Origin of the sequence: Burkholderia sp. WP9, assembly GCF_900104795.1 — a bacterium.
Taxonomy (GTDB): Bacteria; Pseudomonadota; Gammaproteobacteria; order Burkholderiales; family Burkholderiaceae; genus Paraburkholderia.
The window spans coordinates 4,604,209-4,628,111 of the sequence record NZ_FNTG01000001.1; the positions used below are offsets into that span (position 1 = coordinate 4,604,209).

The 23,903-nt window shown below is 62.7% G+C and carries 25 protein-coding genes and 1 tRNA gene; 10 read left to right on the forward strand and 16 right to left on the reverse strand.

Features of this window, described 5'->3' with window-relative positions:
- Positions 1 to 80 precede the first annotated feature (80 nt).
- Entirely contained in the window at positions 81 to 917 is an 837-nt protein-coding gene (locus tag BLW71_RS20555) for an undecaprenyl-diphosphate phosphatase (RefSeq protein ID WP_091799784.1), read from the forward strand.
- Positions 918 to 1,016: 99 nt separating this feature from the next.
- Here BLW71_RS20555 and trmB read toward each other — a convergent pair whose 3' ends face one another.
- From trmB to BLW71_RS20580, 5 genes are all read right to left on the reverse strand, one after another.
- Positions 1,017 to 1,799: a tRNA (guanosine(46)-N7)-methyltransferase TrmB gene (gene trmB, locus BLW71_RS20560; protein ID WP_091799787.1), complete on the reverse strand. Its 783-nt coding sequence runs from the start codon at positions 1,797 to 1,799 to the stop codon at positions 1,017 to 1,019.
- Between the two features lie 569 nt (positions 1,800 to 2,368).
- A tRNA-Gly gene (locus BLW71_RS20565) sits at positions 2,369 to 2,442 on the reverse strand.
- A gap of 258 nt (positions 2,443 to 2,700) precedes the next feature.
- Positions 2,701 to 3,264 carry a YggT family protein gene (locus BLW71_RS20570; protein ID WP_091799790.1) on the reverse strand — a complete coding sequence of 188 codons (564 nt, stop codon included), beginning with the start codon at positions 3,262 to 3,264 and terminating at the stop codon, positions 2,701 to 2,703.
- A gap of 216 nt (positions 3,265 to 3,480) precedes the next feature.
- On the reverse strand, positions 3,481 to 3,801 hold the full coding sequence (locus BLW71_RS20575) for an EthD family reductase (RefSeq protein WP_091799793.1): 321 nt from the start codon (positions 3,799 to 3,801) through the stop codon (positions 3,481 to 3,483).
- A gap of 77 nt (positions 3,802 to 3,878) precedes the next feature.
- On the reverse strand, positions 3,879 to 4,817 hold the full coding sequence (locus BLW71_RS20580; RefSeq protein ID WP_091799796.1) for a Rossmann-like and DUF2520 domain-containing protein: 939 nt from the start codon (positions 4,815 to 4,817) through the stop codon (positions 3,879 to 3,881).
- 253 nt (positions 4,818 to 5,070) lie between these two features.
- On the opposite strand from BLW71_RS20580, the gene BLW71_RS41725 reads away from it, so the two are divergent.
- From BLW71_RS41725 to BLW71_RS20590, 3 genes are all read left to right on the forward strand, one after another.
- Positions 5,071 to 5,232: a hypothetical protein gene (locus BLW71_RS41725; RefSeq protein WP_007180743.1), complete on the forward strand. Its 162-nt coding sequence runs from the start codon at positions 5,071 to 5,073 to the stop codon at positions 5,230 to 5,232.
- Between the two features lie 371 nt (positions 5,233 to 5,603).
- Complete coding sequence (locus BLW71_RS20585; protein ID WP_091799798.1) at positions 5,604 to 5,897, forward strand: hypothetical protein; 294 nt, start codon at positions 5,604 to 5,606, stop codon at positions 5,895 to 5,897.
- Between the two features lie 155 nt (positions 5,898 to 6,052).
- Entirely contained in the window at positions 6,053 to 7,018 is a 966-nt protein-coding gene (locus BLW71_RS20590; protein ID WP_091799800.1) for a threo-3-hydroxy-L-aspartate ammonia-lyase, read from the forward strand.
- Positions 7,019 to 7,109: 91 nt separating this feature from the next.
- Here BLW71_RS20590 and BLW71_RS20595 read toward each other — a convergent pair whose 3' ends face one another.
- Together BLW71_RS20595 and BLW71_RS20600 are read right to left on the reverse strand one after the other, a co-directional pair.
- Positions 7,110 to 7,787 (reverse strand): LysE family translocator, encoded by a 678-nt coding sequence (locus BLW71_RS20595; protein ID WP_091799802.1) that lies wholly within the window; start codon positions 7,785 to 7,787, stop codon positions 7,110 to 7,112.
- A gap of 53 nt (positions 7,788 to 7,840) precedes the next feature.
- Entirely contained in the window at positions 7,841 to 9,409 is a 1,569-nt protein-coding gene (locus BLW71_RS20600; RefSeq protein ID WP_091799804.1) for a UbiD family decarboxylase, read from the reverse strand.
- 606 nt (positions 9,410 to 10,015) lie between these two features.
- Here BLW71_RS20600 and BLW71_RS20605 point away from each other — a divergent pair.
- Positions 10,016 to 11,206, forward strand: coding sequence for a lytic transglycosylase domain-containing protein (locus BLW71_RS20605; protein ID WP_091799806.1), 1,191 nt, complete (start codon positions 10,016 to 10,018; stop codon positions 11,204 to 11,206).
- A 127-nt stretch (positions 11,207 to 11,333) separates the two neighbouring features.
- Here BLW71_RS20605 and BLW71_RS20610 read toward each other — a convergent pair whose 3' ends face one another.
- The 8 genes from BLW71_RS20610 to BLW71_RS20645 all read right to left on the reverse strand — a co-directional run bounded on the left by BLW71_RS20610 (position 11,334) and on the right by BLW71_RS20645 (position 18,854).
- Positions 11,334 to 12,530 carry a pyridoxal phosphate-dependent aminotransferase gene (locus BLW71_RS20610; RefSeq protein WP_091799808.1) on the reverse strand — a complete coding sequence of 399 codons (1,197 nt, stop codon included), beginning with the start codon at positions 12,528 to 12,530 and terminating at the stop codon, positions 11,334 to 11,336.
- A gap of 148 nt (positions 12,531 to 12,678) precedes the next feature.
- Positions 12,679 to 13,113 carry a transcription antitermination factor NusB gene (gene nusB / locus BLW71_RS20615; RefSeq protein WP_091799810.1) on the reverse strand — a complete coding sequence of 145 codons (435 nt, stop codon included), beginning with the start codon at positions 13,111 to 13,113 and terminating at the stop codon, positions 12,679 to 12,681.
- Complete coding sequence (gene ribH, locus BLW71_RS20620) at positions 13,110 to 13,616, reverse strand: 6,7-dimethyl-8-ribityllumazine synthase (RefSeq protein WP_091799812.1); 507 nt, start codon at positions 13,614 to 13,616, stop codon at positions 13,110 to 13,112. The genes nusB and ribH overlap by 4 nt, the downstream gene beginning before the upstream one ends.
- A 49-nt stretch (positions 13,617 to 13,665) precedes the next feature.
- The gene (ribBA, locus tag BLW71_RS20625) at positions 13,666 to 14,802 is read right to left on the reverse strand and encodes a bifunctional 3,4-dihydroxy-2-butanone-4-phosphate synthase/GTP cyclohydrolase II (protein WP_091799815.1); all 1,137 of its coding nucleotides are present in this window, start codon (positions 14,800 to 14,802) and stop codon (positions 13,666 to 13,668) included.
- Positions 14,803 to 15,002: 200 nt separating this feature from the next.
- The gene (locus BLW71_RS20630) at positions 15,003 to 15,617 is read right to left on the reverse strand and encodes a riboflavin synthase (RefSeq protein WP_091799818.1); all 615 of its coding nucleotides are present in this window, start codon (positions 15,615 to 15,617) and stop codon (positions 15,003 to 15,005) included.
- Positions 15,618 to 15,632: 15 nt separating this feature from the next.
- Positions 15,633 to 16,814, reverse strand: a complete 1,182-nt coding sequence (gene ribD / locus BLW71_RS20635; protein ID WP_091799821.1) for a bifunctional diaminohydroxyphosphoribosylaminopyrimidine deaminase/5-amino-6-(5-phosphoribosylamino)uracil reductase RibD — start codon at positions 16,812 to 16,814, stop codon at positions 15,633 to 15,635.
- Between the two features lie 71 nt (positions 16,815 to 16,885).
- Positions 16,886 to 18,169: a glutamate-1-semialdehyde 2,1-aminomutase gene (hemL, locus tag BLW71_RS20640; protein ID WP_091799824.1), complete on the reverse strand. Its 1,284-nt coding sequence runs from the start codon at positions 18,167 to 18,169 to the stop codon at positions 16,886 to 16,888.
- Positions 18,170 to 18,308: 139 nt separating this feature from the next.
- The gene (locus BLW71_RS20645; RefSeq protein ID WP_091799827.1) at positions 18,309 to 18,854 is read right to left on the reverse strand and encodes a hypothetical protein; all 546 of its coding nucleotides are present in this window, start codon (positions 18,852 to 18,854) and stop codon (positions 18,309 to 18,311) included.
- 331 nt (positions 18,855 to 19,185) lie between these two features.
- Between BLW71_RS20645 and BLW71_RS20650 the strand changes: the two genes are divergently transcribed.
- From BLW71_RS20650 to BLW71_RS20670, 5 genes are all read left to right on the forward strand, one after another.
- Complete coding sequence (locus BLW71_RS20650; RefSeq protein WP_091801065.1) at positions 19,186 to 20,406, forward strand: Bcr/CflA family multidrug efflux MFS transporter; 1,221 nt, start codon at positions 19,186 to 19,188, stop codon at positions 20,404 to 20,406.
- A 119-nt stretch (positions 20,407 to 20,525) separates the two neighbouring features.
- Positions 20,526 to 20,756 carry a hypothetical protein gene (locus BLW71_RS20655; protein ID WP_038457419.1) on the forward strand — a complete coding sequence of 77 codons (231 nt, stop codon included), beginning with the start codon at positions 20,526 to 20,528 and terminating at the stop codon, positions 20,754 to 20,756.
- A 201-nt stretch (positions 20,757 to 20,957) separates the two neighbouring features.
- Positions 20,958 to 21,362 (forward strand): RidA family protein, encoded by a 405-nt coding sequence (locus BLW71_RS20660; RefSeq protein WP_091799830.1) that lies wholly within the window; start codon positions 20,958 to 20,960, stop codon positions 21,360 to 21,362.
- A 319-nt stretch (positions 21,363 to 21,681) separates the two neighbouring features.
- Positions 21,682 to 21,957 carry a hypothetical protein gene (locus BLW71_RS20665; protein ID WP_091799833.1) on the forward strand — a complete coding sequence of 92 codons (276 nt, stop codon included), beginning with the start codon at positions 21,682 to 21,684 and terminating at the stop codon, positions 21,955 to 21,957.
- 43 nt (positions 21,958 to 22,000) lie between these two features.
- Positions 22,001 to 22,360, forward strand: coding sequence for a superinfection immunity protein (locus tag BLW71_RS20670; RefSeq protein ID WP_091799836.1), 360 nt, complete (start codon positions 22,001 to 22,003; stop codon positions 22,358 to 22,360).
- 41 nt (positions 22,361 to 22,401) lie between these two features.
- On the opposite strand, the gene BLW71_RS20675 is transcribed toward BLW71_RS20670, so the two are convergent.
- Positions 22,402 to 23,763, reverse strand: coding sequence for an alkaline phosphatase family protein (locus BLW71_RS20675; RefSeq protein ID WP_177205073.1), 1,362 nt, complete (start codon positions 23,761 to 23,763; stop codon positions 22,402 to 22,404).
- Between the last annotated feature and the right edge of the window lie 140 nt (positions 23,764 to 23,903).

The window sequence follows — 23,903 nt, forward strand, 5'->3', positions numbered from 1 at the left end:
GCGGTGCGCGGCCGGCAGGGCCGCGCCATTCCGTGTCGGCCCTGTTCGTTCCGACTATATACAGCGATAAAGGGGCAGGGATGGACTGGCTATTGGCTTGTAAGGCGCTGATTCTGGGCGTCGTCGAAGGGTTGACGGAATTTTTGCCCGTGTCGAGCACCGGGCATTTGATCGTCGCGGGCAGTCTGCTGAACTTCACCGATGAGCACGCGAAAACCTTCGATGTCGTGATCCAGCTCGGCGCGATTCTCGCCGTGTGCTGGGAGTTTCGCCGCCGCATCGGCAGTGTGGTGTCGGGCCTGCCGAGCCGGCCCGATGCGCGCCGTTTCACGCTGAACGTGATCATCGCCACGATTCCGGCGATCGTGCTTGGCTTGCTATTCGAAAAGACCATCAAGGCCGCGTTGTTCTCGCCCGTGCCGGTCGCGTTCGCGCTGGTGGCGGGTGGCGTGGTGATTCTGTGGGCGGAAGCGCGTCAGCGCACCCGTGGCGAGACGGCGGCGCGCGTGCAAAGCGTGGACGACCTTAGCGCGGTGGACGCGCTGAAAGTCGGCCTCGCGCAGTGTTTTGCGCTGATTCCAGGCATGTCGCGCTCGGGCTCGACGATCATCGGCGGGATGCTGTTCGGTCTTGACCGGCGCGTCGCCACCGAGTTTTCGTTCTTCCTTGCGATTCCGATCATTTTCGGCGCGACCGCTTACGAGTTGCACAAAGACTGGCATCTGCTTTCCGTCGACGCACTCGGCACCTTCACGCTCGGCTTCCTGGCCGCGTTCGTCAGTGCTTTTGCCTGCGTGCGCTGGCTGTTGCGCTATATCGCGGCGCACGATTTCACCGCGTTCGCGTGGTATCGGATCGCCTTCGGATTGCTGATTCTGCTGGTCGGCTATAGCGGCGCGTTGAGTTGGACGGAGTAAGCCGCCCCGTTTTGCTTACGCCATGAAAAAAGGTCCGCGTTCGCGGACCTTTGCCTTTGCGGACCCTTCCTTGTCGCCGGGTGAGGCGAATCGTCAGTCTTACTCGGCGCCGCGTTTGCGGTAGACCAGATCCCACACGCCGTGGCCGAGCCGCAGCCCACGCCGCTCGAATTTCGTCACCGGGCGGTATTCGGGACGCGGCGCATAGCCGTCGGCGGTGTTCTCCAGCGCCGGCTCGGCACCCAGCACTTCGAGCATCTGTTCCGCGTAGTTCTGCCAGTCGGTCGCGCAATGCAGATAGGCGCCCGGCTTCAGGCGCGATACGAGCAGCGCGACAAATTTCGGCTGGATCAGCCGGCGCTTGTGATGGCGCGCCTTGTGCCACGGGTCGGGGAAGAAGATGTGCACGCCATCGAGGCTGTCGGGCGCGATCATCTGCTCGAGCACTTCGACCGCGTCATGCTGAATGATGCGGATGTTCGACACGTTCTGCTCGCCCATCAGCTTCAGCAGCGCGCCCACGCCCGGCTCGTGCACTTCGACGCCGAGGAAATCATCGTCGGGACGGTGCGAGGCGATTTCCGCCGTGGTCGCGCCCATGCCGAAGCCGATTTCGAGCACGCGCGGCGCCTCACGGCCGAACACGGCGTTCCAGTCCGGCTGCTGCGGCGCGAAGGGCACCACGAAGCGCGGGCCGAGTTCGTCCATCGCGCGGCGCTGGCCGGTCGAGACGCGGCCGGCGCGCGTGACAAAGCTGCGGATGCGGCGCCGATGCAAGGCTTCTTCTTGCGGCGCGGCTTCGCCGGCGAGTGCGTCTTCGGCTTCGGTGGAGGGCGTCGGGAGTTCGTCCGGCGGGCCGGCGTCGTTTGGATCGTGGATCATCTTCGATACTGCTACAAGGGTGAGGGCTATGCGGCTTGCCTGGCGTGCCGCGCGGCACTTGTACGCGCTCGCGTGGCTAGGCGCGAGTCGCACGCGCGACCGGCACACGCAGCGCCTAGGAAGCGCAGCGCGGGGCCGCCGCCACGACAAAAAAGCCGCCTTCATGGAGGCGGCTCGTGCTGGATTTCCACTGAACGCATCAGCAGGAAAGTGGAGCGGGCGTTGCAAGTGCGCGTAAGGTAGCACACCCGAAAAGGGTGCGTCCAGACGAAGCGCGTGGCGGCGGGTTAGGGAAAGCGGCTAAAACAGTACGTTTTAATAATGAAGAGCCCGGTCCAATCAATTTAATAATTGTGTAAGGTATTTTCGCAGGACGATTATCCGGGCGAATGCCATTTCGATCGCCGCCGCCATTTCGATTCCGCGTCTGCTCACCCGCTATGGCAAGCGAATCAAATGTTGAGTGGGATGATGAAGAAGCCTTGTTAGGCGGGCCGGGCCGGAGGAGCGATAAAGGCAGATACTTTTGCGGAGTTGCCCGATTGTTCACAGGGCGAATGGAAGGTATCTGGAGCGGGCGATGGGAATCGAACCCACGGCTCTAGCTTGGGAAGCTAGGGTATTACCATTATACGACGCCCGCAGAGCACGCCATTCTACGCGGGATTCGCGCGGTTTGGCAAACCGGAGATCGATGCGCTGCCGAAGAGTGTGTTCGCCAAGGAAACACTTGTGAGGTGAGTACCGTGTTCGGCGCTGACCGCGTGATGAATCTTTGCCAACCTGCCGGCAGCCTTGCTCCAGAGAGTCTGCTTGATAGGGCGCCTAAGCGACGCAGAACGCAAAGCCGCCGCCACCTTTCCAGGCTGGCGGCGGCTGATTGCGGCTTGCGACGGGCGGATCAGATCACGAAGTAAGTCAGTTGAACGGCCGCGCGCGTGACCACCATCAGCAGTACCTGCACGATCACGAACAGCAGGATCGGCGAGAGGTCGATGCCGCCGAGCTGCGGCACCACGCGGCGCAACGGATTCAGAAACGGCGCCGTCAACTGGTACAGAATCGGCATGGCGGGCGAGCGCGGATTGAGCCACGACAGCAGCGCCATCAGGATCGTCATCCAGATGATCAGATTCAGCGCCCACTTGATCAGCGTCAGCACCGCCACGATCAGCAGTGTCGGCAAAAGCGTGAGCGGATCGGCGCCGGTCAGGACCACCATCAGCACCACATATACGATGGCTGCGAGCAGCGCCGCGACAAGGCTCGCCCAGTCGATCTTGCGCGTGCTCGGCAGAATATGCCGCAACGGCAGCACAATCCAGTTTGTGGCTTGCAGCACGGCGTTCGTAACAGGGTTGTAGGGCGGCATGCGCACGACCTGCAGCCATGCGCGCAGCAACAGCGCCGCGCCGAACAGCGTGAAGACGGTATTGAGCAGAAAACGGGCGATATCGCCAAACATCTCGTGTCCTTTTCCTTCGTATAACGGCCGCCGATCGGCCGCAGGATACCGGCGCTTTCCGAGCGGCGCGCCGGCGGTTTCATTTGGATTGCCCGCGCTCTTGCCGCTATGGAGCGCGTGATACGTTGTCTCGAGCAGCCATGCGCGGCTGCGGCTTCACGTTCGACGACGCCTGTCAGTATTAAAGGCCGCCATTCGTTCCGCTTCCGCGGGGCATCACACGGAAATTCTGATCTCGCTGATCAGAATCGCGCCGTTGCCGCCGTCGGTGTAGTTGGGAATATCGGCCAATAGTTGTTCGGAAGCCGGCTTGAAGACTGTGTAGAAGTCGTCCGCGCTGTCGAACAGGAAATGACCCGCGGCGACGTACGGCGGCGGCGTTCCGGGCGGCCCGGCGTTGATGCCGACATCGACCGACCAGCCCTTCAGGGACGGTCCGAACAGCCTGGCCGCTAGCGGCATATGTGTGACGCAGTAATAGTCCACGTCGAAATGGCCGTTTTCCCGGTACGGATAGAGGATGCTGACCTTGATCATTGTGCGTTCTCGTCTGTTGGTCCCGATGCGCGGCGCTGGCGGATTGCGCGCGGCGCCGGACGTCACATTATCACGGCTTACTTGACGCTTGCACCTGCTGCGGCCTGATTCAGCGACCGGTTGAGCGATTCTTCCACGGCCTCGGAGATCGCCTCGATCGTGATGGGCGGCGTGACGCGGCGTTCCGCCAGCCCCACCGCGCGCCGCGTGAGCAATCCGTAGAGTGCCGCGTGGTCGCCCCCGAGGCCTTCCAGCAACGCCAACTGCTTCTGCACGACGCCCGTGTCTCCCCGCGACACGGGGCCGGCGAGCGCATTGGGCAGACCCTTGTCGCGCGCGGTTTCGATGGTGCCGGAGAGCATCGGCAGCAAAGCGCGCAGCGCGTCGCCTTCGGCAAAGCCCAGCGTGCGCCACAGCGCGACGCATTCCGCGAGGCTGCACAGCGCGAAGCTGGCGGCGTAGTGGGCCGCCGCGTGATAGAGCATGCGGCCGCCCGCCGGAATCGACAGCGGATGGCAGCGCAGCGCGACGGCCAGCGCCGTCAGCTCGTCCTTGAGCGCGCTATCGGCCTCGATCGTCACCGAACAGCCTGCGATGCGCTCGAGATCGGCGAGGTCGCCGCTAAACAGGTACAGTGGATGAAAGCCGCCGATTGCGGCGCCCTGGTCCCGCGCCGGGGCAAGCAATTCGATGGACGAAGCGCCGCTGCAATGAACGAGCGCCTTGCCGTGCGGGCCAGCCGCGCCGTCCGGACTGAACCGGAGTGTGTGCGCTGACGTACCGATGCTGTCGTCGGGAACGGCTAAAAAGATGATGTCGGCGGCGTCGACCACCTGTTGAGGGTTCTCGAATGCCGTGCAATGCTCGATTTGACTGGCAAGCCTGCCGGCCGAGGCCGCCGAGCGGCTGGCTACCGCTGCGACCGGGTAACCGGCCCGTGAAAAGCTCAGCGCAAGACAACGCGCGAGTCGGCCCGCGCCGATGAAACCGAGGCGCGGCAAAGAGGACTGGGTCATGGTTGCCTGCTCCAGACGGAATATTTAACCGGGAAAGCTGAAGTATCGCGCATCCATTACGCCTGCGGCTCGCTTTGGCGGCGACTTTGCTCCGATCGGTGCGAGCGCGATATGGCGCGTTTGGCCGGTCATCCGTCGCAATGCACCCCGCAGGCTAGAAAGCTGCTCACAATTGCTGCATTAGTCTGGTTAGCCGGTTTGGCAGTTGCTGTTCTGGGTATTTCGTCTCGCAGTCAGATTCGGGAGGTTCACGATGAATATTTTTTCTTACCGAAAGCACTTGCGGTTCCTGACGCACGCACAGCGCCGCCGCTGGTGGGACCAGAAAAAGCGCCTGACGCCGCGCGTGCGGATCAGCGGTGCCTACGTCCCGCCGAGCGTGTCCCGCGAATTTGCCTACGTGAAGGTCGGCTGACATAGCGCCCTTCGCCAGTAACGAATGCCCGGTCCGTTGGCCGGGCATTTTTCATTTTGAGGCATCAATCGATGCCGTCAGGATTGAATCTAATTTGTAATCAAAGATTACTGGAACGCGAATGCCGCTTGGCGGCAAGCCAGGATCGCGCCAGATTGCCCTGCGCTCGAGCCGGTGAATCCCTGAGTTTTCAGCGCTTTGCGAAGCTCGTGCGCGGCGCATTGCCTCAGCGGAAATTACGAACCCTTCTGGCCGATTGCAATTTGCAACAAATGCGAACAGATAGGCCTGATCTTTTTCGATACATTGATTTCATGGCATGCAGGGCATGCGAAGTCGGCGACCTCGGTAGGCCGCGCCAGGAGAATAAAGTGAAAAAGATCGTTCCGTTTGTCGTTGCCGCAGCACTCGGCTTGGGACTTGCCGGTGCCGCTGAGGCGCACGTTTCTGTCGGGATCGGCATTGGGGTTCCAATTGCGCCCGCCTATCCGGTTTATGCTGCGCCGCCGCCCGTGTATTACGCACCGCAGCCGGTTTATGCGCCGCCGCCGGTTTATTACGCGCCGCCGCCCGCAGTGGTGGTGGGTGGATATGGCTACGGCCGTCCTTATTATCACCACGGCTATTATCGCGGTTACTACGGCCACGGTTACTATCGCCGCTAATTGCGGAAAGCAGGGCGGTGGCTGTATCGACGGCGTGACGCCGGCTTGAAGACCGGGTTACGCCGTTTGTATTTTCGCTTCGCTGCCAACGTTCCAAACCTCGGTCGAAGCTGGGAGAATGGCTGTTTCGCCACCGCTCCTGGAGAGTTTCGCCGATGCAAGCGCTTCCCGCTCCCACTTTCGACGACGTACTCGACGCCGCAGCGCGTCTCGAAGGCGTCGCCCACCGCACCCCCGTTCTGACCTCGAGCACGTTCAACGAACGAACGGGTGCGTCGGTGTTTTTCAAGTGCGAGAATTTTCAGCGCATGGGTGCCTTCAAGTTTCGCGGCGCTTATAACGCGATCTCGCATTTCGACGCGGAGCAACGCAAAGCCGGCGTGCTGACGTATTCGTCGGGCAACCATGCTCAGGCGATTGCATTGTCCGCGCGCCTCGCCGGCATTCGCGCGACGATCATCATGCCGCACGACGCGCCCGCGGCCAAAGTCGCGGCGACCAAAGGCTACGGCGGAGAGGTGATCACCTACGACCGCTATACGGAAAACCGCGAAGAAATCGGCCGGCGGCTCGCCGAGGAACGCGGCATGACGCTGATTCCGCCGTACGACCATCCGCATGTGATCGCCGGGCAGGGCACGGCCGTGAAAGAACTGATCGATGAAACGGGCCCGCTCGACATGCTGTTCGTGTGCCTCGGCGGCGGCGGACTGATCGGCGGCAGCGCGTTGTCCGCGTCGGCATTGAGCCCGGCTTGCACGGTGATCGGCATTGAACCGGAAGCGGGCAATGACGGCCAGCAGTCGCTCGCGCGTGGTGAGATCGTGCATATCGACACGCCGCGCACAATTGCCGACGGCGCCGCTTCCACGCATCTCGGCGACTATACGTTCGCGATCATCCGGAAGCTGGTCGCGCGTATTGAAACGGTTAGCGACGCGCAATTGATCGAGACCATGCGTTTTTTCGCGCAGCGCATGAAGATCGTGGTCGAACCGACGGGCTGCCTCGCCGCGGCCGCGGTACTCAATGGCATCGTGCCGGTGAAGGGCAAGCGTGTCGGCGTGGTGGTGAGCGGCGGCAACGTGGACCTGGAAAAGCTCGCGCAGTATCTGGCCTGATACCGCGCGTCGGCGGGTGTCGTTGCGCTTGCCGAACGTGGTGCGTGATATCTGATCGAACACGGCTCGCACAATGCGAGCCGTTTTTGCATCAGCTTGCCGCGTGCGCGGTTTGCACGATCAGATCGCGATACCCGTTGACGATCACGCTGTACGAGAAGTAAGCAAACAGCAACGCGGACAGCACGTGACAGGCGCGCAGCAAACCGGTGCCGGCGCGCTTGCGTCCGTGGCTGCCGAGCCCGCAGATAAAGATCGTCCAGCACAGACCGCCGAGAAAGAATCCGCCCAGAAACACCGGCGCAGTGGTCACGCTCGTGGCGCCCGCTTTCGCGATCAGCGCGCCACCCACTGCAGCGAACCAGAGAATCGCCGAAGGCGACGACACCGCCAGCAAGACGCCCCGCAAAAAGCCGCGCCATGCAGACAGGTGCGGCGCGTTGGCGTCCGCCTCGCCGGCCACGGCCGGCGCCGTGGCCGGGTACATGGCTTCACGCGCCATCTTCCAGGTCAGGAAGAGCAGAATCGCGGCGCCGCCGATCCACACCACCCAGCGCACCGATTCGAACTGCAGCAGGGCCGCCATGCCCGCGAGCGCGAGCGCCGCATAAATCAGATCGCCGATGCACGAGCCGAGGCCGAGCCAGAAGCCCGGTTTGAAGCCATGCGAAAGCGTCAGCGAAATCATGGCGACGTTCACGAGACCGATATCCAGGCACAACGACAACGACAGAAAGAATCCATCCGACATCATTGAAAAGGCATGCATCCGCGCAACTGCTCCGTTAGCTTTGTTATTTCAGTCTTTTTGTACGGCTTGTCTTAGAGGCCCAACTCGTTCCACAAGGTATCGATGCGGTGTTTGACGGCCTCGTCCATCACGATTGGGCGGCCCCATTCGCGATCGGTTTCGCCCGGCCATTTGTTGGTCGCGTCGAGACCCATCTTCGATCCGAGCCCGGCGACGGGCGAGGCGAAATCCAGATAGTCGATCGGTGTGCGATCCACCAGCACGGTGTCGCGCGCCGGATCGATGCGCGTGGTGATCGCCCAGATCACCTCCTTCCAGTCGCGGATGTTCACGTCCTCGTCCACCACGACAATGAACTTCGTATACATGAACTGCCGCAGGAAGCTCCATACGCCGAACATCACGCGTTTGGCGTGACCGGGATAGCTCTTCTTCATCTGCACGATGGCCATGCGGTAGCTGCAGCCTTCAGGCGGCAGATAGAAGTCCGTGATCTCGGTGAACTGCTTCTGCAACAGCGGCACGAACACTTCGTTGAGCGCGACGCCGAGTACAGCGGGCTCGTCAGGCGGTTTGCCGGTGTAGGTGGAGTGATAGATCGCATCGCGCCGCATGGTGATGCGCTCGACCGTAAAGACGGGGAACCACTCCTGCTCGTTGTAGTAGCCGGTGTGGTCGCCGTACGGGCCTTCGAGCGCATGTTCGTAGGCCGCCGACGCGCCCTTGACCGGACGCGGCGGCGCGCCTGCCGGAGCGGGCGAGGGCGTGCCTTCCTGCGGATAGATGAAGCCTTCCAGCACGATTTCGGCGCGCGCGGGCACCTGCAATCCGTCGACGCCCGGCGTGATGCACTTCGCGAGTTCCGTGCGGCCGCCACGGAGCAGGCCGGCGAACTGGTATTCGGAAAGCGTATCGGGCACCGGCGTGACCGCCCCGAGGATGGTTGCCGGATCGGCGCCCAGAACGACCGCCACAGGATAAGGCTTGCCCGGATTCTGTAGTGCGAACTCGCGGAAATCGAGCGCGCCGCCGCGATGCGCGAGCCATCGCATGATCAGTTTGTTGCGCCCGATCAGTTGCTGGCGATATATGCCTAAATTTTGTCGGGGCTTATTCGGACCTTTTGTGACGGTCAGGCCCCATGTAATCAGGGGGCCGGCGTCGCCCGGCCAGCAGGTCTGAATTGGCAGCCTGGCGAGGTCGACATCGTTACCTTCCCAGACGATTTCCTGGCAGGGCGGCGCGCTCACGGTCTTAGGCGCCATGTCCCACACCGCCTTCGCAAGCGAGAACAGTTTGCCGGCGTCCTTGAGGCCTTTCGGCGGCTCCGGTTCCTTCAGCGCGGAGAGCAGCCGGCCCACGTCGCGCAACGACTCGAGTGCGGCGCCGTCACCTTCGCCCGCTTGCGCGTCGACACCCATGCCGAGCGCGACCCGCCGGGGTGTGCCGAACAGGTTGCCAAGTACCGGGAACCCATGCTGCGCCTTGCTCTCAAAGAGCAAAGCCGGACCGCCGGCGCGCAGCACACGGTCGCACAACTCGGTCATCTCCAGCACAGGTGAGACGTTTTGTGAGATGCGGCGCAGTTCCCCGATCGTCTCGAGACGGCCGACGAAATCGCGCAGGTCTTTGTATTTCATCTGGTGCGGTTCATTGCCGCGCAAGCGGCGAAAAGGAGGGGCGCGGCAGGCTTTGCGGCGCCAGAACGATTGTCGATTTTACCTGTGTTGGCTGGCGCACGTAGCTCGGCTAAACGGGCTAGGCGAGACGGAGGACTGGCGATGCCTCAAAAGGCGCATGCCGCATGGTTCTGGACCGGCTGAACGCCGTTCTTTATTACAATTAGTTATACTTTTGCCTATCTATAGTGTTGACGATCTATAAAACCCTGCATAGAATCCGTCCACATTGGTTGCAGGGCGTGAACCTTTTTACCACTGCCCCCGGTCCCATCAGACGCAACGCGTCACCGTTTACCGAACCCCTGCACGGTATCTGACGGCCTTATTGAAGTCCTCGCCAGCGCCAACTGACGCTGGTTTTTCGCGTGGGAGCCACCGCCCGCATGCTTTTTTGACATGCCGCGGACCCGTTTCAGGATGGCTCCCCACAAACGGTATTTGCCGTTTTCCCGACGTCGCTGCTGCCCTAACCAGACAGAGCACGCGATGTCTTGACTCTGCGAATGTGCTGTACCGCCTTTTCATCTGGCGGGGTTCGCGGATCATGCAACATGGGAGATCTGAATGAACGCCTGGTTATCGTGGCGTCCCGATGAGCGTATTGCGCAAGTTGTGCGTGGTGTGCTGCGTCGCGGGACGCGAATGAGTCATCACCTGTTCAGCATCGTGGGCGGTATCGCCGTCGTGCTGACAGTCGCACTGTGGCTGATGCCGGCCCTGCGCGGCACACTCGCCGCCAAGTTGATGCCGGTCATCTCCGCCGCTGTGCAAGCCGGCCCCGCCCGTTTGCTGCAGGGTAACCCGCTGCCGGCTTTCGGACCGCCCGCAGGCGCACCCTCTGACGACTCGCTGTCGGCCAGCTCGAACGGTTCCGATGCCGCCAGCGGCACGAACAACGCTAGCAACGGCAACACGGCCGTTATTGCGAGCAACACCGGTTTTGACGGCGCGTTCGACGCCTCCGGCTCGACCGGTATGGGCGTTGCGGCGCTGAACGGCCTCGACCCGCGCACCATGCAAAGCGTCACCGCGCTGGCGCGGCTTATTCCGTCGCAACGCGTGTCCGCCGACGCGCGTGACGATCGTGTGCTGGTCTCGACCCGCGAGCAGGATCTGGTCGCATCGTATCTGGCACGGCGCTATCGCGTCGCTCAGGAGCCCGTCAGCGAGCTCGTGAAAGCCGCGTTCGACACCGGCCGCGAAGTTGGTCTCGATCCACTGCTGCTGCTGTCCGTGATGGCGATCGAATCGGGTTTCAACCCGTACGCCGAGAGCGGTGTCGGCGCGCAAGGCCTGATGCAGGTCATGTCGAAGGTGCACTCGGACAAATTCCAGTACTTCGGCGGCCAGAGCGCGGCCCTCGAGCCGGTCGCGAACATCAAGGTCGGCGCACTGGTGCTGAAGGATTGCATCGCACGCGGCGGCTCGCTGCCGGGCGGCTTGCGCCTGTATGTCGGCTCGACCTCGCAGGACGACGGCGGCTACGGCGCCAAGGTGATGGCCGAGCGTGGCCGTCTGCGCGACGTGGCGCGTGGCCGCAAGGTGCCGATCAACGCACCGCAGGCGCCGGTTCTGACCGCGTCGACCAGCAGCGGCGCGGCTGCCAGCAACGGCAAGCGCGTGCAGGTGACGCTCGAGGGTAGCCATCCGTTGAGCGCGGCGACTTCGGTGAAGACGCCGGTTTCCTCCGAGCAGGATGATGCGAGCTCCAACGTCACGAAGCACGTGGCGTCGGCTTCGGAGTTGGGCGCCTGAAGGTGGCCCGAAGCTTGGCAGCGTAACTCTGGCAGCGCTGGCGGCTCGACGCAGTAGCCGCAACAAAAAAGGACACCCGGTTGGTGTCCTTTTTTTCGTCTGCTGATTGAGAAGCGCGTTGCTTCGCTCAGCCTTTTCCGAAAAGCTTCGCCAATCGCTCGACCGCTTCTTCCAGTTTCGGATACGCGGTGGCGTACGAAAGCCGGATGTAGTCCTTCGGCGCATGCGTACCGAAATCCATGCCCGGCACCAGCACCACGCCGGCATCGTGCAACATGGCCTTCGTGAGAGCCGCGCTGTCGCCGGCTGCCGGATGCGCGACCGTGCGGCAATCGGCGTACACGTAGAACGCGCCGTCGGGCATGACAGGTACCGAGAAGCCGAGCGATTGCAGCGCCGGCGCGATGAAGTCGCGGCGACGCTTGAACTCCAGGCGCCGCGCTTCGTAAATCGCGATCGTTTCCGGCTCGAAGCAGGCGAGCGCCGCGTGCTGGGCGAGCGCAGAGGCGCAGATGAACAGATTTTGCGCGAGCTTTTCGAATGCGCTCACCATGCCGGGCGGCACCACCAGCCAGCCCAGGCGCCAGCCCGTCATGTTGAAGTACTTCGAGAAGCTGTTGACGGTCACCACGTCGTCGCCGAATGAGAGCGCCGAGACGGGCTTGGCGTCGTAACTCAGGCCCTGGTAGATCTCATCGACGATAGTGAAGCCACCACGCGCCCGCACGGCCTTGACGATGCGTTCCAGTTCAGCCGGTTCGATCGACGTGCCGGTCGGATTCGACGGCGACGCGAGCAATACTCCACGGGTGTGCTCGTTCCAGAGCCGCTCGACGTCGGCGGCGGTTAGCTGGAAACGCTCTGCGGGACCACTCGGCACCATCACCGGCTTGCCTTCGGCGGCGATCACGAAATGACGGTTGCAGGGGTAGCACGGGTCGGGCATCAGCACTTCGTCGTCGCGATCGACCAGCGCCGCGCAAGCCAATAGCAACGCTGCCGAGGCGCCGGCAGTGACGACGATGCGGGCCGGATCCACGCTGACGCCATAGAAGTCGGCGTAATGCGCCGAGATCGCTTCGCGCAGCGCGTGCAGGCCAAGCGCGTTGGTGTATTGCGTGACGCCGCGGCGCAGCGCGCTCGCTGCGGCCTCGATGACCGGCTCGGGCGCCGTGAAATCGGGTTCGCCGATTCCCATGTGAATGATGTCGCGTCCGTCGCGCTCGAGAAGCGCGGCCTCCTTGGCCAGCTCCATCACATAGAAAGGCTGGATGGCGTCCACGCGTGCGGCAAGCCGTACCAAGGGTTCGGTCACGGAGTTCATACGATCAAATCCAGTTCAGGAGCAAAAAACGGGACTACGTATTGCGCGTGTATTCACGCGCGATACGTCGTCCTTGCAAGCGGTTTTGTTTCGCTGCGTTCAGCAGGGCGCACGGCAAGACTCAAACAGCAAGCCATGCGCCTTGCGCTCAACGCTTGCGAGCCGCCTGCGTTTCATCCACGCGCAGTTGCGCCGACAGCTTGTCCAGCACGCCGTTCACGTACTTATAGCCGTCCGCGCCACCGAAAGTCTTGGCGAGTTCAACCGCTTCGTTGATCACCACGCGATAGGGGATATCGAGGTGATTTTTCAGCTCGAACGCGGCCACCAGCAGCACGGCGCGCTCCACAGGCGAGAGCTGCTCGATCGGACGGTCGAGACACGGGGCGATGGCCGCGGACAGTGCTTCCGAATCGCGGATCACGCCGTGCAGGATGGCGTCCAGATGCTCGTGGTCGGCCTTGTCGAAGCCTTGTGCGCCGCGCAGTTGCGCGTCGATTTCACCGCCGGGCGAGCCCGACAGCAGCCACTGATAAAGCCCCTGCGTGGCCAGTTCGCGGGAGCGTCGGCGTGCGCTCTTCATGCCTCTTCCTCTTCGTCTTCTTCTTCCTCGTCATCGCCGCCGAGTTGTTCGAGCGCGACGGCGAGATTCGCCATTTCGACGGCCACGCGCGCTGCGTCGCGACCCTTTTCGGTCATGCGTGCAACCGCCTGTTCGTCGTTCTCGGTGGTCAGCACCGCGTTCGCAACCGGAATGCCAAAGTCGAGGCCGATGCGCGTGATGCCCGCGCCGCTTTCGTTCGACACCAGTTCGAAGTGGTACGTTTCGCCGCGAATCACCGCGCCGAGCGCGATCAGTGCGTCGAATTGCGCGCTTTCGGCGAGCTTTTGCAACGCCAGCGGGATTTCCAGCGCGCCCGGCACGGTGACCAGCAGCACGTCTTCGCCCGTCACGCCGAGGCGTTCGAGTTCTTCGATGCAGGAGTCCGCGAGGCCGTTGCAAACGGGTTCGTTAAAGCGCGCCTGGACGATGCCGATACGCAGTCCGTCGCCGTCGAGATTCGGTTGGTATTGTCCGATTTCCATGAGAATTCCGTAGTGTTTTGAGTGGGCGCAAAGCGCGTGAATGGTCGGATCAGCCTTGTTGCGGAGCCTGCGCGGTGCTGCCCGGCATCGGTACGAAGCCCGTGACTTCGAGACCGTAGCCCGACATGCTGCCCAGCTTGCGCGGGTTTGACAGCACCTGCATCTTGCCGACACCGAGCTCGCGCAGAATCTGCGCGCCGATGCCGTACGTCTTGAAGTCGACCGGCCGGCGTTTGAGTGCTTCCGCTCTTTCCTTCGAGTCGAACGCCTTGAAAACGTCGATCAGATGGTCCTTCGAGTCGCCGCAGTTCAGCAGTACGATCACACCGCAGTCGCGTCTGGCGATCTCTTTCATGGCCGCGTCCAGCGTCCATGAGTGCGTGGATTCGCCCACTTCGAGCAGATCCAGCACCGACAGCGGCTCATGCACGCGCACCAGCGTGTCCTGATCCGCGCAGGGCGTGCCGCGCACCAGTGCGATATGCGGCTGGCCGCTCGGCTGGTCGAGATACATGACCGCGCGAAACGCGCCGTGCGCCGTCTGCATGGTGCGCTCGCAAATCCGTTCGACGATCGACTCGGTGCGGCTGCGATAGTGGATCAGGTCCGCGATCGTGCCGATTTTCAGGCCGTGCTCTTTGGCGAATTCCAGCAGGTCCGGCAGGCGCGCCATCGTGCCGTCGTCGTTGATGACCTCGCAGATCACAGCGGCCGGCGTGAGGCCTGCCAGCGCGGTGAAGTCGCAGCCCGCCTCGGTGTGGCCGGCGCGCACGAGCACGCCGCCGGGCTGGGCCATGATCGGGAACACGTGGCCGGGCTGCACGATGTGCTCGGCCTTGGTGTCCGGCGCGACCGCGGTGGCGATCGTGCGGGCGCGGTCGGCCGCCGAGATGCCGGTCGTGACGCCTTCAGCCGCTTCGATACTCACGGTGAACGCGGTGCCGTACTGGGTGCCGTTGCGGTAGGTCATGAGCGGCAGGTTCAGCAGCTTGCAGCGTTCCTGCGTGAGCGTCAGACAAATCAGGCCACGGCCGTAGCGGGCCATGAAGTTGATCGCTTCCGGCGTGACGAATTCGGCGGCGATCACGAGGTCGCCCTCGTTTTCGCGGTCTTCTTCGTCGACGAGGATCACCATCCGGCCGGCTTTCAGTTCGGCGATGATCTCTGGAGTGGAGGCGAGCGTCATGTTGGCGAGAGTTTCGAAGAAAGCGCGTATTTTACGCCACGCGCGAGCCCAAGTCGCCTCCGCCGAACGGCATAGGCCGTTTGGCCGACTGGCGATGAGCCGTCCGACGTTGCTATGCTCGTTGAAAACGATAGACGCATGAACCGGCTGAAAGCGGCAGGGCGCCGCCGCCAGCCCATGCGTGGCCGGGCTTGCGGCCGTTATTTGGGCGCGTTCAGCATGCGCTCCACGTAGCGCGCGATCAGATCGATCTCCAGATTCACCTGTGTGCCTTCACGCAGACGCTTAAGCGCGGTCACTTCCACCGTGTGCGGAATCAGGTTGATCGAGAATTCGCAGCCGTCGTCGCGATCTTTAACCGAGTTGACGGTCAGACTCACGCCGTTGACAGTGATAGAACCTTTGTATGCCAGATAGCGGCCGATCTCGCGCGGCGCCAGCACGCGCAGTTCGTGCGATTCGCCGACCGGCGCGAAATGCGTGACCGTGCCGAGGCCGTCCACGTGTCCGGAAACGATATGGCCGCCGAGCCGGTCGTGCGCGCGCAGCGCCTTCTCGAGATTGACTTCGCCGGTTTCGCCGAGGCCCGCCGTGCAGTTCAGGCTTTCGCGCGACACGTCGACTTCGAACGAATGGCCGGTCTTGGCGACCACGGTCATGCAGGCGCCCTGGATCGTAATGCTGTCGCCGAGCTGCACGTCGCCGAGATCGAGGCCGCCGGCTTCGACGTTCAGGCGCACGCCCGCGTCGCCGTCCGTGCCGAGCGGCTTGACTGATTCAATGCGGCCCACGGCCGCGACGATTCCTGTGAACATCGTGCTAATCCTTGATCATTTCGAAACGGGTTGGGGCGCGGGATCGCTGCCGGGCTCGGGGTCGGGTTCAGGTGCCGACTCCGGCGCGGGCTCGGCCATGAAGCGCGCGAGAATCCGCAAATCGTCGCCGATCCGGTCGACCGCGTGGAAGTTCAGTTTGACGCGGGCCTCGAGTGTTTCGGGCGCGCCCAGACTGAACATGCTCATCGAATCCATGCCGAGCAGGCTCGGCGCGAGATATACCAGCAGTTCGTCGACACAGCCTTCGCGCAGCAGCGAGCCGTTCAGCTTGTAGCCTGCCTCGACGTGCAACTCGTTCACGTTGCGCTCGCCGAGTACTTTCAGCACTGCGGGCAGATCGACCTTGCCGGCCGGGTTCGCCAGTTGCACGATTTCGGCGCCGCGCTCACGCAACGCGGTGGCGCGCTCGGCATGGCGTTGATCGAGATTGCCGCAAAAGATCAGCGTCGGCGCACCGGCCAGAATCTGCGCCTGTGGCGGCACATCGAGCTGGCTGTCGATCAATACGCGTTGTGGCTGGCGCGGCGTGTCGACGGCGCGCACCGTCATGCGCGGATCGTCTTCTCTCACTGTGCCGATGCCGGTCAGGATCGCCGACGCGCGAGCGCGCCAGGCGTGGCCGTCGGCGCGTGCCGCTTCGCCGGTAATCCATTGACTGACGCCTGAAGGCAAGCCGGTGCGGCCGTCCAGCGAGGCCGCGACTTTCATGCGAACCCAAGGGCGGCCGCGGGTCATGCGCGAGACGAAGCCGATATTCAATTCGTATGCTTCGGTGGCGAGCAGTCCGCAGCGCACTTCGATGCCGGCGTCGCGCAAGATGGCGAGGCCACGTCCGGATACGAGCGGATTGGGATCTTCCATCGCCGCGACCACGCGCGCGACCTGAGCTTCGATCAGTGCGTTGACGCACGGCGGTGTGCGTCCGAAGTGACTGCATGGCTCAAGGGTCACGTAAGCCGTGGCGCCGCGCAGATCGTGACCGCGCGAGCGTGCATCTTTCAATGCGCGAATCTCGGCATGATCCTGACCGGCCGGTTGGGTGAAGCCTTCGCCGATCACCTCGCCGTTCTTGACGAGCACGCAGCCGACCCGGGGATTCGGGTCGGTGGTGTACATGCCGCGCTTGGCCAACGCGAGCGCGCGTTCCATATGGACGAAATCGGTTTGCGAAAACATCGGTGTCCGGTCGGGTACGGTGACTAGGCTGTCATGAGCTGCAGTTTTAACGATGCGTCGTCTCGCCGCGCTCAGGCCACAAGCGAGGCGAACGCGCCGCGAGCGGCTTCGATCGTGGTGTCGACGATCGCGTCGTCGTGAACGATCGAAACGAAGCCCGCTTCATAGGCCGACGGCGCGAAGTACACGCCGGCGTCCAGCATCTTGTGGAAGAACGCGTTGAAACGCGGCACGTCGCTTTTCGTGACTTCGGCGAAGCTCGTCGGAATCGAATCCGTGAAGTAGAGGCCGAACATGCCGCCGAGCGAATCGGCTGCGAACGGCACCTTGGCTTCACGCGCGGCACCCGCGAGACCTTGCACGAGGCGCGTGGTGCGCGCGGCGAGCGAGTCGTAGAAGCCCGGTGCCTGGATCAGTTGCAATGTTTTCAGGCCGGCCGCCACCGCGATCGGGTTGCCCGACAGCGTGCCCGCCTGGTAGACGCCGCCGAGCGGCGCGAGGTGGGCCATGATGTCGCGCCGGCCGCCGAAAGCCGCCGCCGGCATGCCGCCGCCGATCACCTTGCCAAGACAGGTCAGATCGGGCGTGATGCCATAGACCTCTTGCGCGCCGCCCAGGGCGACGCGGAAGCCGCACATCACTTCGTCGAAAATCAGCACCGAACCGTACTCGGTGCACAGGCGTCGCAACGCTTGCAGGAACTCGGGCGTGGCGCGCACCAGATTCATATTGCCGGCCACCGGTTCGACGATCACCGAGGCGATCTCGTTGCCGAACGCCTTGAACGCTTCTTCGAGTTCGGCGACGTTGTTGTACTCGAGCACGGTAGTGTGCTTGGCGATATCCGCCGGCACACCCGCCGAAGTCGGATTGCCGAAGGTCAGCAGGCCCGAACCGGCCTTCACCAGCAGGCTGTCCGCATGGCCGTGATAGCAGCCCTCGAACTTGACGATACGGCTGCGGTTCGTGAAGCCGCGAGCGAGGCGCAGCGCGCTCATGGTCGCTTCGGTGCCGCTCGACACCATGCGCACCTGTTCGATGGAGGGCACCAGCTTGCAGATTTCCTCGGCGATTTCCACTTCCGATTCGGTCGGCGCACCGAACGAAAAGCCGTTGCCCAGCACACGCTGCACGGCTTCGAGAACCTCCGGATGGACATGGCCTAGGATCATCGGGCCCCATGAGCCGATGTAGTCGATATAACGCTTGCCGTCCGCGTCCCAGAAGTAGGGGCCCTGCGCGCGCTCGATAAAGCGCGGCGTGCCGCCGACGGAGCGGAAAGCGCGGACCGGCGAGTTCACGCCGCCGGGAATGGTGCGTTGCGCGCGTTCGAAGAGGGTTTCGTTTTTTAACATGGCGATGACTGGAATTGGGGTTGCGCAGCGGCGCAGATCGCCTGTCGGCGAGTCGCGCGGCGCTGGGATAAGTGGAGAAATTGTACCGGAGTCAGCGTGAACAGGTTTCCCGCACGCGCTCGTGGCGCGTGCGGCTCTCTCAGCTTTTACGCGGGCCTTTGGTGGCTGCGCGCTTTTTCGCTGCCGCGTGAGCCGTGACCTTACTCGAATGGGTTGGGCCCGCCGGCGTATCGAACTTCGGCGGTTTGCGTTTGCCGGTCAGCTCCGCCCAGCGCTTTTCCAATGCGCCTTCGGCGATCGGCTTGATCACGGTGCCCGAACTCTGTGCGTCCCATGTCTGTACCGAGAAAGGATGCGTGCGCAACGTCTCGCGTGAGATCACCACGCCTTCGTGTGCATCGACCAGCCAGTCGTATACGAAGTCGATGCATAAACGGTAGCCCCGTTTCGTCGCCGCATCCGGAACCTCGTACGGTGCACGCGTCACATAACCGGAGCCGAAAATGCCCTTTGGTTCCTGCGCGACCCGATGCAGGAAGACTCGGTCGCCTGGCAGGATGCTGCGCGCAAATCCGCAGCCCCACACGTCAGCCACCGCGACGCCGGTAGAGACGCGTTTGGCCACGTCGGGCAACTCGGGCCAGGGCCATTTTTTGGGGCTCCAGATCAGCAGGAATGCGGTCATCGCGGAATGAGCGGAATAGTGGGGAAGAGCGCCGCGAACACTTGGAATTTGGCCGCAGCCGTTCAGGCGGCAGCATAGCCGATCGGCGGTGCGCCTGCCGTGCGTGGCCGATGTGCGGCGGGCTGCGCCGTGAGAAGTCCCCGTGGCCGCCTAACGACGTAACCGACCGGCTTCCTCGACGTGGCCGTACGCGACCCGCGCCCACCGTCGCCATCGTCCCCGAAGCCGCAGGCGGTTAACCGTCGAGTACAATCGAGACCGTCAAGCTGCTGCTGTCCCCGTTTCACCTGTTGCGCTGCCGATGGCGGCGCGGCGCTTCATCTGGAATCCCATGTCTCACGTCACCAGAAGCCGGCCCGATGGCCGGCTGATTCTGTTGCTCGGCGCGCTCGCCGCGTGCGGGCCGATTTCGATCGATATGTATTTGCCGAGCCTGCCTACTATCGCGCAGGCATTCGCTATCAGCACCGGCGCCGCGCAGACCACGCTCACCAGCTTCATGTTCGGCTTTTCGATCGGCATGCTGCTCTACGGTCCGTTGTCGGATACGTATGGCCGCCGGCCGGTGCTGCTCGGCGGCATCGTCATGTATGCGCTGGCCAGCGTGGCCTGTGCAATGTCGTTCTCGATCGGTTCCCTGGTCACGTTCCGTTTCGTGCAGGCGCTGGGCGCGGGCGCGGCTTCGGTGCTGGCCCGAGCCATTGCACGCGACGCCCACGGTCCGACCGATGCCGCCCGCGTACTCTCGATGCTCGCCATCGTCACGTCGATCGGGCCGTTGCTTGCGCCGTTGATCGGCGGGCAGTTGTTGCTGCTCGGCGGCTGGCGTGTCGTCTTCGTCGCGCTGACGCTGTTCGGCACGGTGTGTGCGGTCACCGCGTTTCTCAAGGTGCCGGAAACGTGGCCGCGCGAGAAGCGCGCCCAGTCGGCGCTGCTGAAATCGTTCGGCGCGTATGGCAAGTTGTTGCGCGATCCGGTTGCGTGGGGGCTCATGCTGTGCGGCGGCATGGCGTTCGCGTCGATGTTCGCGTACATCACGGCGACACCGTTCGTCTACATCGAGTATTTCCATGTGTCCGCGCAGCACTACGGGTTTTTGTTCGCGCTGAATATCGTCGGCATCATGTTCGGCAACTTCATGAATACGCGACTCGTCGGCCGGCTTGGTTCGCTGCCGATCATATCGTTCGCCGCAACCGTGAGCTGCATTGCCTCGCTGTTTGTCTGTCTGGTATCGCTGACCGGGTGGGGCGGTCTGTGGTCGATCGTGTTCGGCCTGTTCTTCGTGGTCGGCGTGGTTGGTATTCTGTCGGCCAACTGCACGACCGATCTGATGCACAGCTATCCGGTGAATGCAGGCGCCGCGGCCGCCGTGTTCGGCGCCGTCCAGTTGGCCCTCGGCGCCTTGTCGAGTCTCGCGGTTGGACTCTGGCAGGACGGCTCGCCCAAAGGCATGGGCGTCACGGTGGGAGTGGCAGGGCTGCTCTGTTATCTCGGCCGGATCCTGGTTGTCAGGTGGCATGGAACCAAGGCGCCTGTCGCGGCCGTTTAAAGGGCAATGAGGCGCGAACCGCGCGGCGTCTACGGAAAACACCAGGTGTTGCGTGCGCGCGACCGTGCGTTTCAATTTGCATTGCTATGATGGAGCCACTGTTCCTCGGAGCGGCAATCATGGCGATCAGAGATTTGATGAACGGCGAACGGCAACACGCTGCTTTCGCTGAAGCGCAGAAGCTGGCGGACAGCGGCGCCTATCACGATTACACGGACATCGAATACGTCTTGCGCTTTGATTACGGCTTGTCTGATGTATCGGCGCTGCTCGACAGCCAACTGATGCATCGCGACCTGAATCGCCGTTGCGCGGATGCGCGGGAGAAACTCGAGATGCTCGGCGTGTGATGCCCAACGCGTGACGTGGGCGGTCGAGCGGCTCTCGCATCGAGGTGTGCCAATCGTGTGAGGTGTTGTGCCGGAAACGGCCAGCGCTTGCACGTCGCATGATTTCTCGCGTCGTCGCTTCATCGCATAGGCGTAATGGCATGCTCTCGCGCGAATGTGCCGCGTGCAGCGTCATGCGCCGTCACATCTGGAGTGGTCTTGATGTCTGGTAGTCAACACGACTCGCATCTTCCGCGTACAGAAAATCCCGCTACGCTCTCCAAGCCGGGCGGTCATTACAGCCACGTCGCAATCGCGAATGGTTTCGTGTTCGTCTCGGGACAACTGCCGATCACCGCGCAAGGCGACAAGCTCTCCGAGGCTTCGTTCGAGGTTCAGGCCGAACAGGTGTTGGCCAATGTGCGAGCTGCGCTCGAAAGCGCGGGCAGTAGCATCGCGCAACTGGTGCAGGTGCGCGTCTACATCGTCGATGTCGAGCACTGGATGAGCTTCAATCAGATCTACGCGCGGTGGGCGGGCGAGGCTCGACCCGCACGTGCCGTCGTGCCGGTTCCTCAACTGCATTACGGTTTCAAGATCGAGGTCGAGGCGACCGCGCTGGTTTAGGTGACGGCAAAACATCGGCAATGAGCGATATCAAGCCGCGTGGTCGCTGAATCTTTCGACCGTGCGCGTGAAAGCGGGGCCTGCAACGGGTCCCGCAAGCAGACGAAATCGACAAAACGTTTGCGCAAATCGGCTAACCGCCTGGTCATACCCGCACGCTCCACATGCCAAGGCCCGCGCCACATTGTTCGGCTGGTAGCAATTGTGATTTCACGCTATCGGCATAGAAAAAAGATAGGTCCCAACTAAACTCAATCTTGTCAGCGGCGCGCGTCTTAACCGGCGTGCGGCGCTCTTGAAACCGGATTGGGGATTCACCATGAAAAGCAAACTTCTTGCGGCGTTGCTCATCGCAGTTACCGGCGCGATCGCTGCGCCCGCGTTCGCCAGCGGCTACGGGCCGGCGCCTTCCTATCGTCCTTCAGTCGGGGCTCCTGCTTCACAACGAGGCCAGAGCGCGCAAACCATTGCAGTGGAACGCAACGATGCGCTCGGTTCTGTCAGTGATTCGTATGGTGGTGTGGTGGCGCAAACATTCGCGTCGGGCAGTCGTCAACCTGACGTGGCGGTTGGTAGCGTGTACTCACGTCACTAACTTGAGCGTGGTTTGCTGGCCAAGGCTGTAGCGAGGTGTCGAAATGCTGAAGTTTATTGAAGGTGCCGCTTTGTTGGGTGCGCTGATGCTTTATCTGGTTCCATCCATGATTGCGGACGCCAGAGATCGGGAATATGCCTTCGCGGTGACCATGGTGAACATCCTGCTCGGATGGACGGTTATCGGTTGGTTCGCTGCGCTGGTGTGGGCGCGGTATCCGGTCAGCGACCGTCGCTTGAAGCACTTCGCGAGACGGGCGCAACGCGCGGTCGCACGAGTCACCATCGATGCCATCGTTGCACGCGCTGAATGTCGTGGCAGTTCAATCCCGGTATTCAATCCTCGCGTGGCGCCATTGGTTGCGCGCATTGCGGCAAACTGTCATCGCCATCCACGGGACTAGGTTTCTCCGTGTGGTCAAGCAATAGACGGCGCCAGCTTCTTTCACGACCCGCCTTTATAGGTTGCAACAACGCCCGCAAGGTCTCCCCAGTTCGGCGAAGACAGCAGCTCCGGATGGTCCTGTTGAACCTTCAGCGCGACGCTGCGAAAGGCTTGGGCACATGCCGAGAGGTCGGCTGGCCGCGTGACGGGCGGCGCGACAGGCGAGCTCTTTGGTGTCGGCAGATTCAGTTTGGGAGCAGGGCCCGGCGTTTTTACTTCAGAAAGCGCGGAGCTGAGTTTCGAAAGCTGTGTGCGCGCGCTGACTGGAGCGGAGTACGTGCCACCCGCATTGAACTTGTCCGCGAGAAGCTGAAGTATCGACGTATGGTCCAGGTTGCCGGAATAGACGCCGCCTGGTGTCACATAGGGCGAGATCAGGAACGCCGGCACCCGCAGCCCGGTGGTTTGGAACTGATAGCCGGCGACGTCGGTGGGAATCGCAAGGGGACTGACGTGATCGAAAAATCCCCCATGCTCGTCATACGTGACAATCATCAGCGTCTCATCCCAGCGTTTGGACGCGGAGATGGTTTGATAAATGCCCGCAAGGAACGCTTGCCCTGGGGCGACGCCGGTAGGTGAGTGATCGTCATTCGGTGCGAGATGCGGGCCGTCGGTGTATTCCGGCTCGATGAAAATGACCTGAGGCATGTTCGCACCGTTCGTCCAGTCTGCCTTGAAGCGCGAGTATCGCCTGAACCTGCCTCCGTTGCCGTTTAGCGGCAAGGCGAGAGAAGTCACGATTTCAGGTAGCCACTTGGGCATCAGGCTGAAGAACGGGAAAAATCCTCCCGACTGGTAGACGCACCAACTCGCAGCGTGTGCGGTCAGCCAGTCATAAACCAGGGACTGCTCAGGAAGAAAACCCGAAACGTTGTCGCTAATCGCGCTCTCTCCCGACATTGCCATCAGGCGATTTGCCTGGGTTCCCGTGGGAAGCGGCGCAAACCAGCTATCGCACACCATGAAATTCCTGGCGAAGAAATCGAAAACAGGTAGCGCGTCGGCGGCGTAGTAGCCCATTACCATCGAAAGGTCGGCTGGCGGAGGATTTCGTGTCGCGTAGCTCGCGACGAATCCGCCCAGTTCCGGGCAGCCTCCGTTCGCGCAGGGGGTGTTTATTTGTGTCGAAATCGGCGTGCGGTCATGCGGAGGGTCGGGGATGAGTTGGGTCGACGGTGAAAGAGCATGGATGGGGTAGGTCTTGCCGTCGTAGAAGTTCGTGAAATTCTGCTGCCAGGCGGGATCGGCCGAGAGTCCGTTGACGTCCTTTCCCTTGAGGCTCAGGTAGCCGAGAACATGGTCGAACGACCTATTCTCCATCATCACGACGATGATGGTCTTGATGTTGTCCAGTGACATGCTGCCTCCGTTATCTCGCCATCAAGGCGACGACCTCGCCTGCTGAAGTGCCGGCGCGAAGGAATCCAGGGGAGCGCGGCACTGCGGACATCCTGACTCGAATGGATTTCCTTTGTCAGCGTCCCGGAGCGCGGGCTGGG

Coding starts and splice junctions, on each gene's coding strand:
- BLW71_RS20555 (WP_091799784.1), top strand. CDS start 81: ATGGACTGGCTATTGGCTTGTAAGGCGCTGATTCTGGGCGTCGTCGAA.
- trmB (WP_091799787.1), bottom strand. CDS start 1,799: ATGATCCACGATCCAAACGACGCCGGCCCGCCGGACGAACTCCCGACG.
- BLW71_RS20570 (WP_091799790.1), bottom strand. CDS start 3,264: ATGTTTGGCGATATCGCCCGTTTTCTGCTCAATACCGTCTTCACGCTG.
- BLW71_RS20575 (WP_091799793.1), bottom strand. CDS start 3,801: ATGATCAAGGTCAGCATCCTCTATCCGTACCGGGAAAACGGCCATTTC.
- BLW71_RS20580 (WP_091799796.1), bottom strand. CDS start 4,817: ATGACCCAGTCCTCTTTGCCGCGCCTCGGTTTCATCGGCGCGGGCCGA.
- BLW71_RS41725 (WP_007180743.1), top strand. CDS start 5,071: ATGAATATTTTTTCTTACCGAAAGCACTTGCGGTTCCTGACGCACGCA.
- BLW71_RS20590 (WP_091799800.1), top strand. CDS start 6,053: ATGCAAGCGCTTCCCGCTCCCACTTTCGACGACGTACTCGACGCCGCA.
- BLW71_RS20595 (WP_091799802.1), bottom strand. CDS start 7,787: ATGCATGCCTTTTCAATGATGTCGGATGGATTCTTTCTGTCGTTGTCG.
- BLW71_RS20600 (WP_091799804.1), bottom strand. CDS start 9,409: ATGAAATACAAAGACCTGCGCGATTTCGTCGGCCGTCTCGAGACGATC.
- BLW71_RS20605 (WP_091799806.1), top strand. CDS start 10,016: ATGAACGCCTGGTTATCGTGGCGTCCCGATGAGCGTATTGCGCAAGTT.
- BLW71_RS20610 (WP_091799808.1), bottom strand. CDS start 12,530: ATGAACTCCGTGACCGAACCCTTGGTACGGCTTGCCGCACGCGTGGAC.
- nusB (WP_091799810.1), bottom strand. CDS start 13,113: ATGAAGAGCGCACGCCGACGCTCCCGCGAACTGGCCACGCAGGGGCTT.
- ribH (WP_091799812.1), bottom strand. CDS start 13,616: ATGGAAATCGGACAATACCAACCGAATCTCGACGGCGACGGACTGCGT.
- ribBA (WP_091799815.1), bottom strand. CDS start 14,802: ATGACGCTCGCCTCCACTCCAGAGATCATCGCCGAACTGAAAGCCGGC.
- BLW71_RS20630 (WP_091799818.1), bottom strand. CDS start 15,617: ATGTTCACAGGAATCGTCGCGGCCGTGGGCCGCATTGAATCAGTCAAG.
- ribD (WP_091799821.1), bottom strand. CDS start 16,814: ATGTTTTCGCAAACCGATTTCGTCCATATGGAACGCGCGCTCGCGTTG.
- hemL (WP_091799824.1), bottom strand. CDS start 18,169: ATGTTAAAAAACGAAACCCTCTTCGAACGCGCGCAACGCACCATTCCC.
- BLW71_RS20645 (WP_091799827.1), bottom strand. CDS start 18,854: ATGACCGCATTCCTGCTGATCTGGAGCCCCAAAAAATGGCCCTGGCCC.
- BLW71_RS20650 (WP_091801065.1), top strand. CDS start 19,186: ATGTCTCACGTCACCAGAAGCCGGCCCGATGGCCGGCTGATTCTGTTG.
- BLW71_RS20655 (WP_038457419.1), top strand. CDS start 20,526: ATGGCGATCAGAGATTTGATGAACGGCGAACGGCAACACGCTGCTTTC.
- BLW71_RS20660 (WP_091799830.1), top strand. CDS start 20,958: ATGTCTGGTAGTCAACACGACTCGCATCTTCCGCGTACAGAAAATCCC.
- BLW71_RS20665 (WP_091799833.1), top strand. CDS start 21,682: ATGAAAAGCAAACTTCTTGCGGCGTTGCTCATCGCAGTTACCGGCGCG.
- BLW71_RS20670 (WP_091799836.1), top strand. CDS start 22,001: ATGCTGAAGTTTATTGAAGGTGCCGCTTTGTTGGGTGCGCTGATGCTT.
- BLW71_RS20675 (WP_177205073.1), bottom strand. CDS start 23,763: ATGTCACTGGACAACATCAAGACCATCATCGTCGTGATGATGGAGAAT.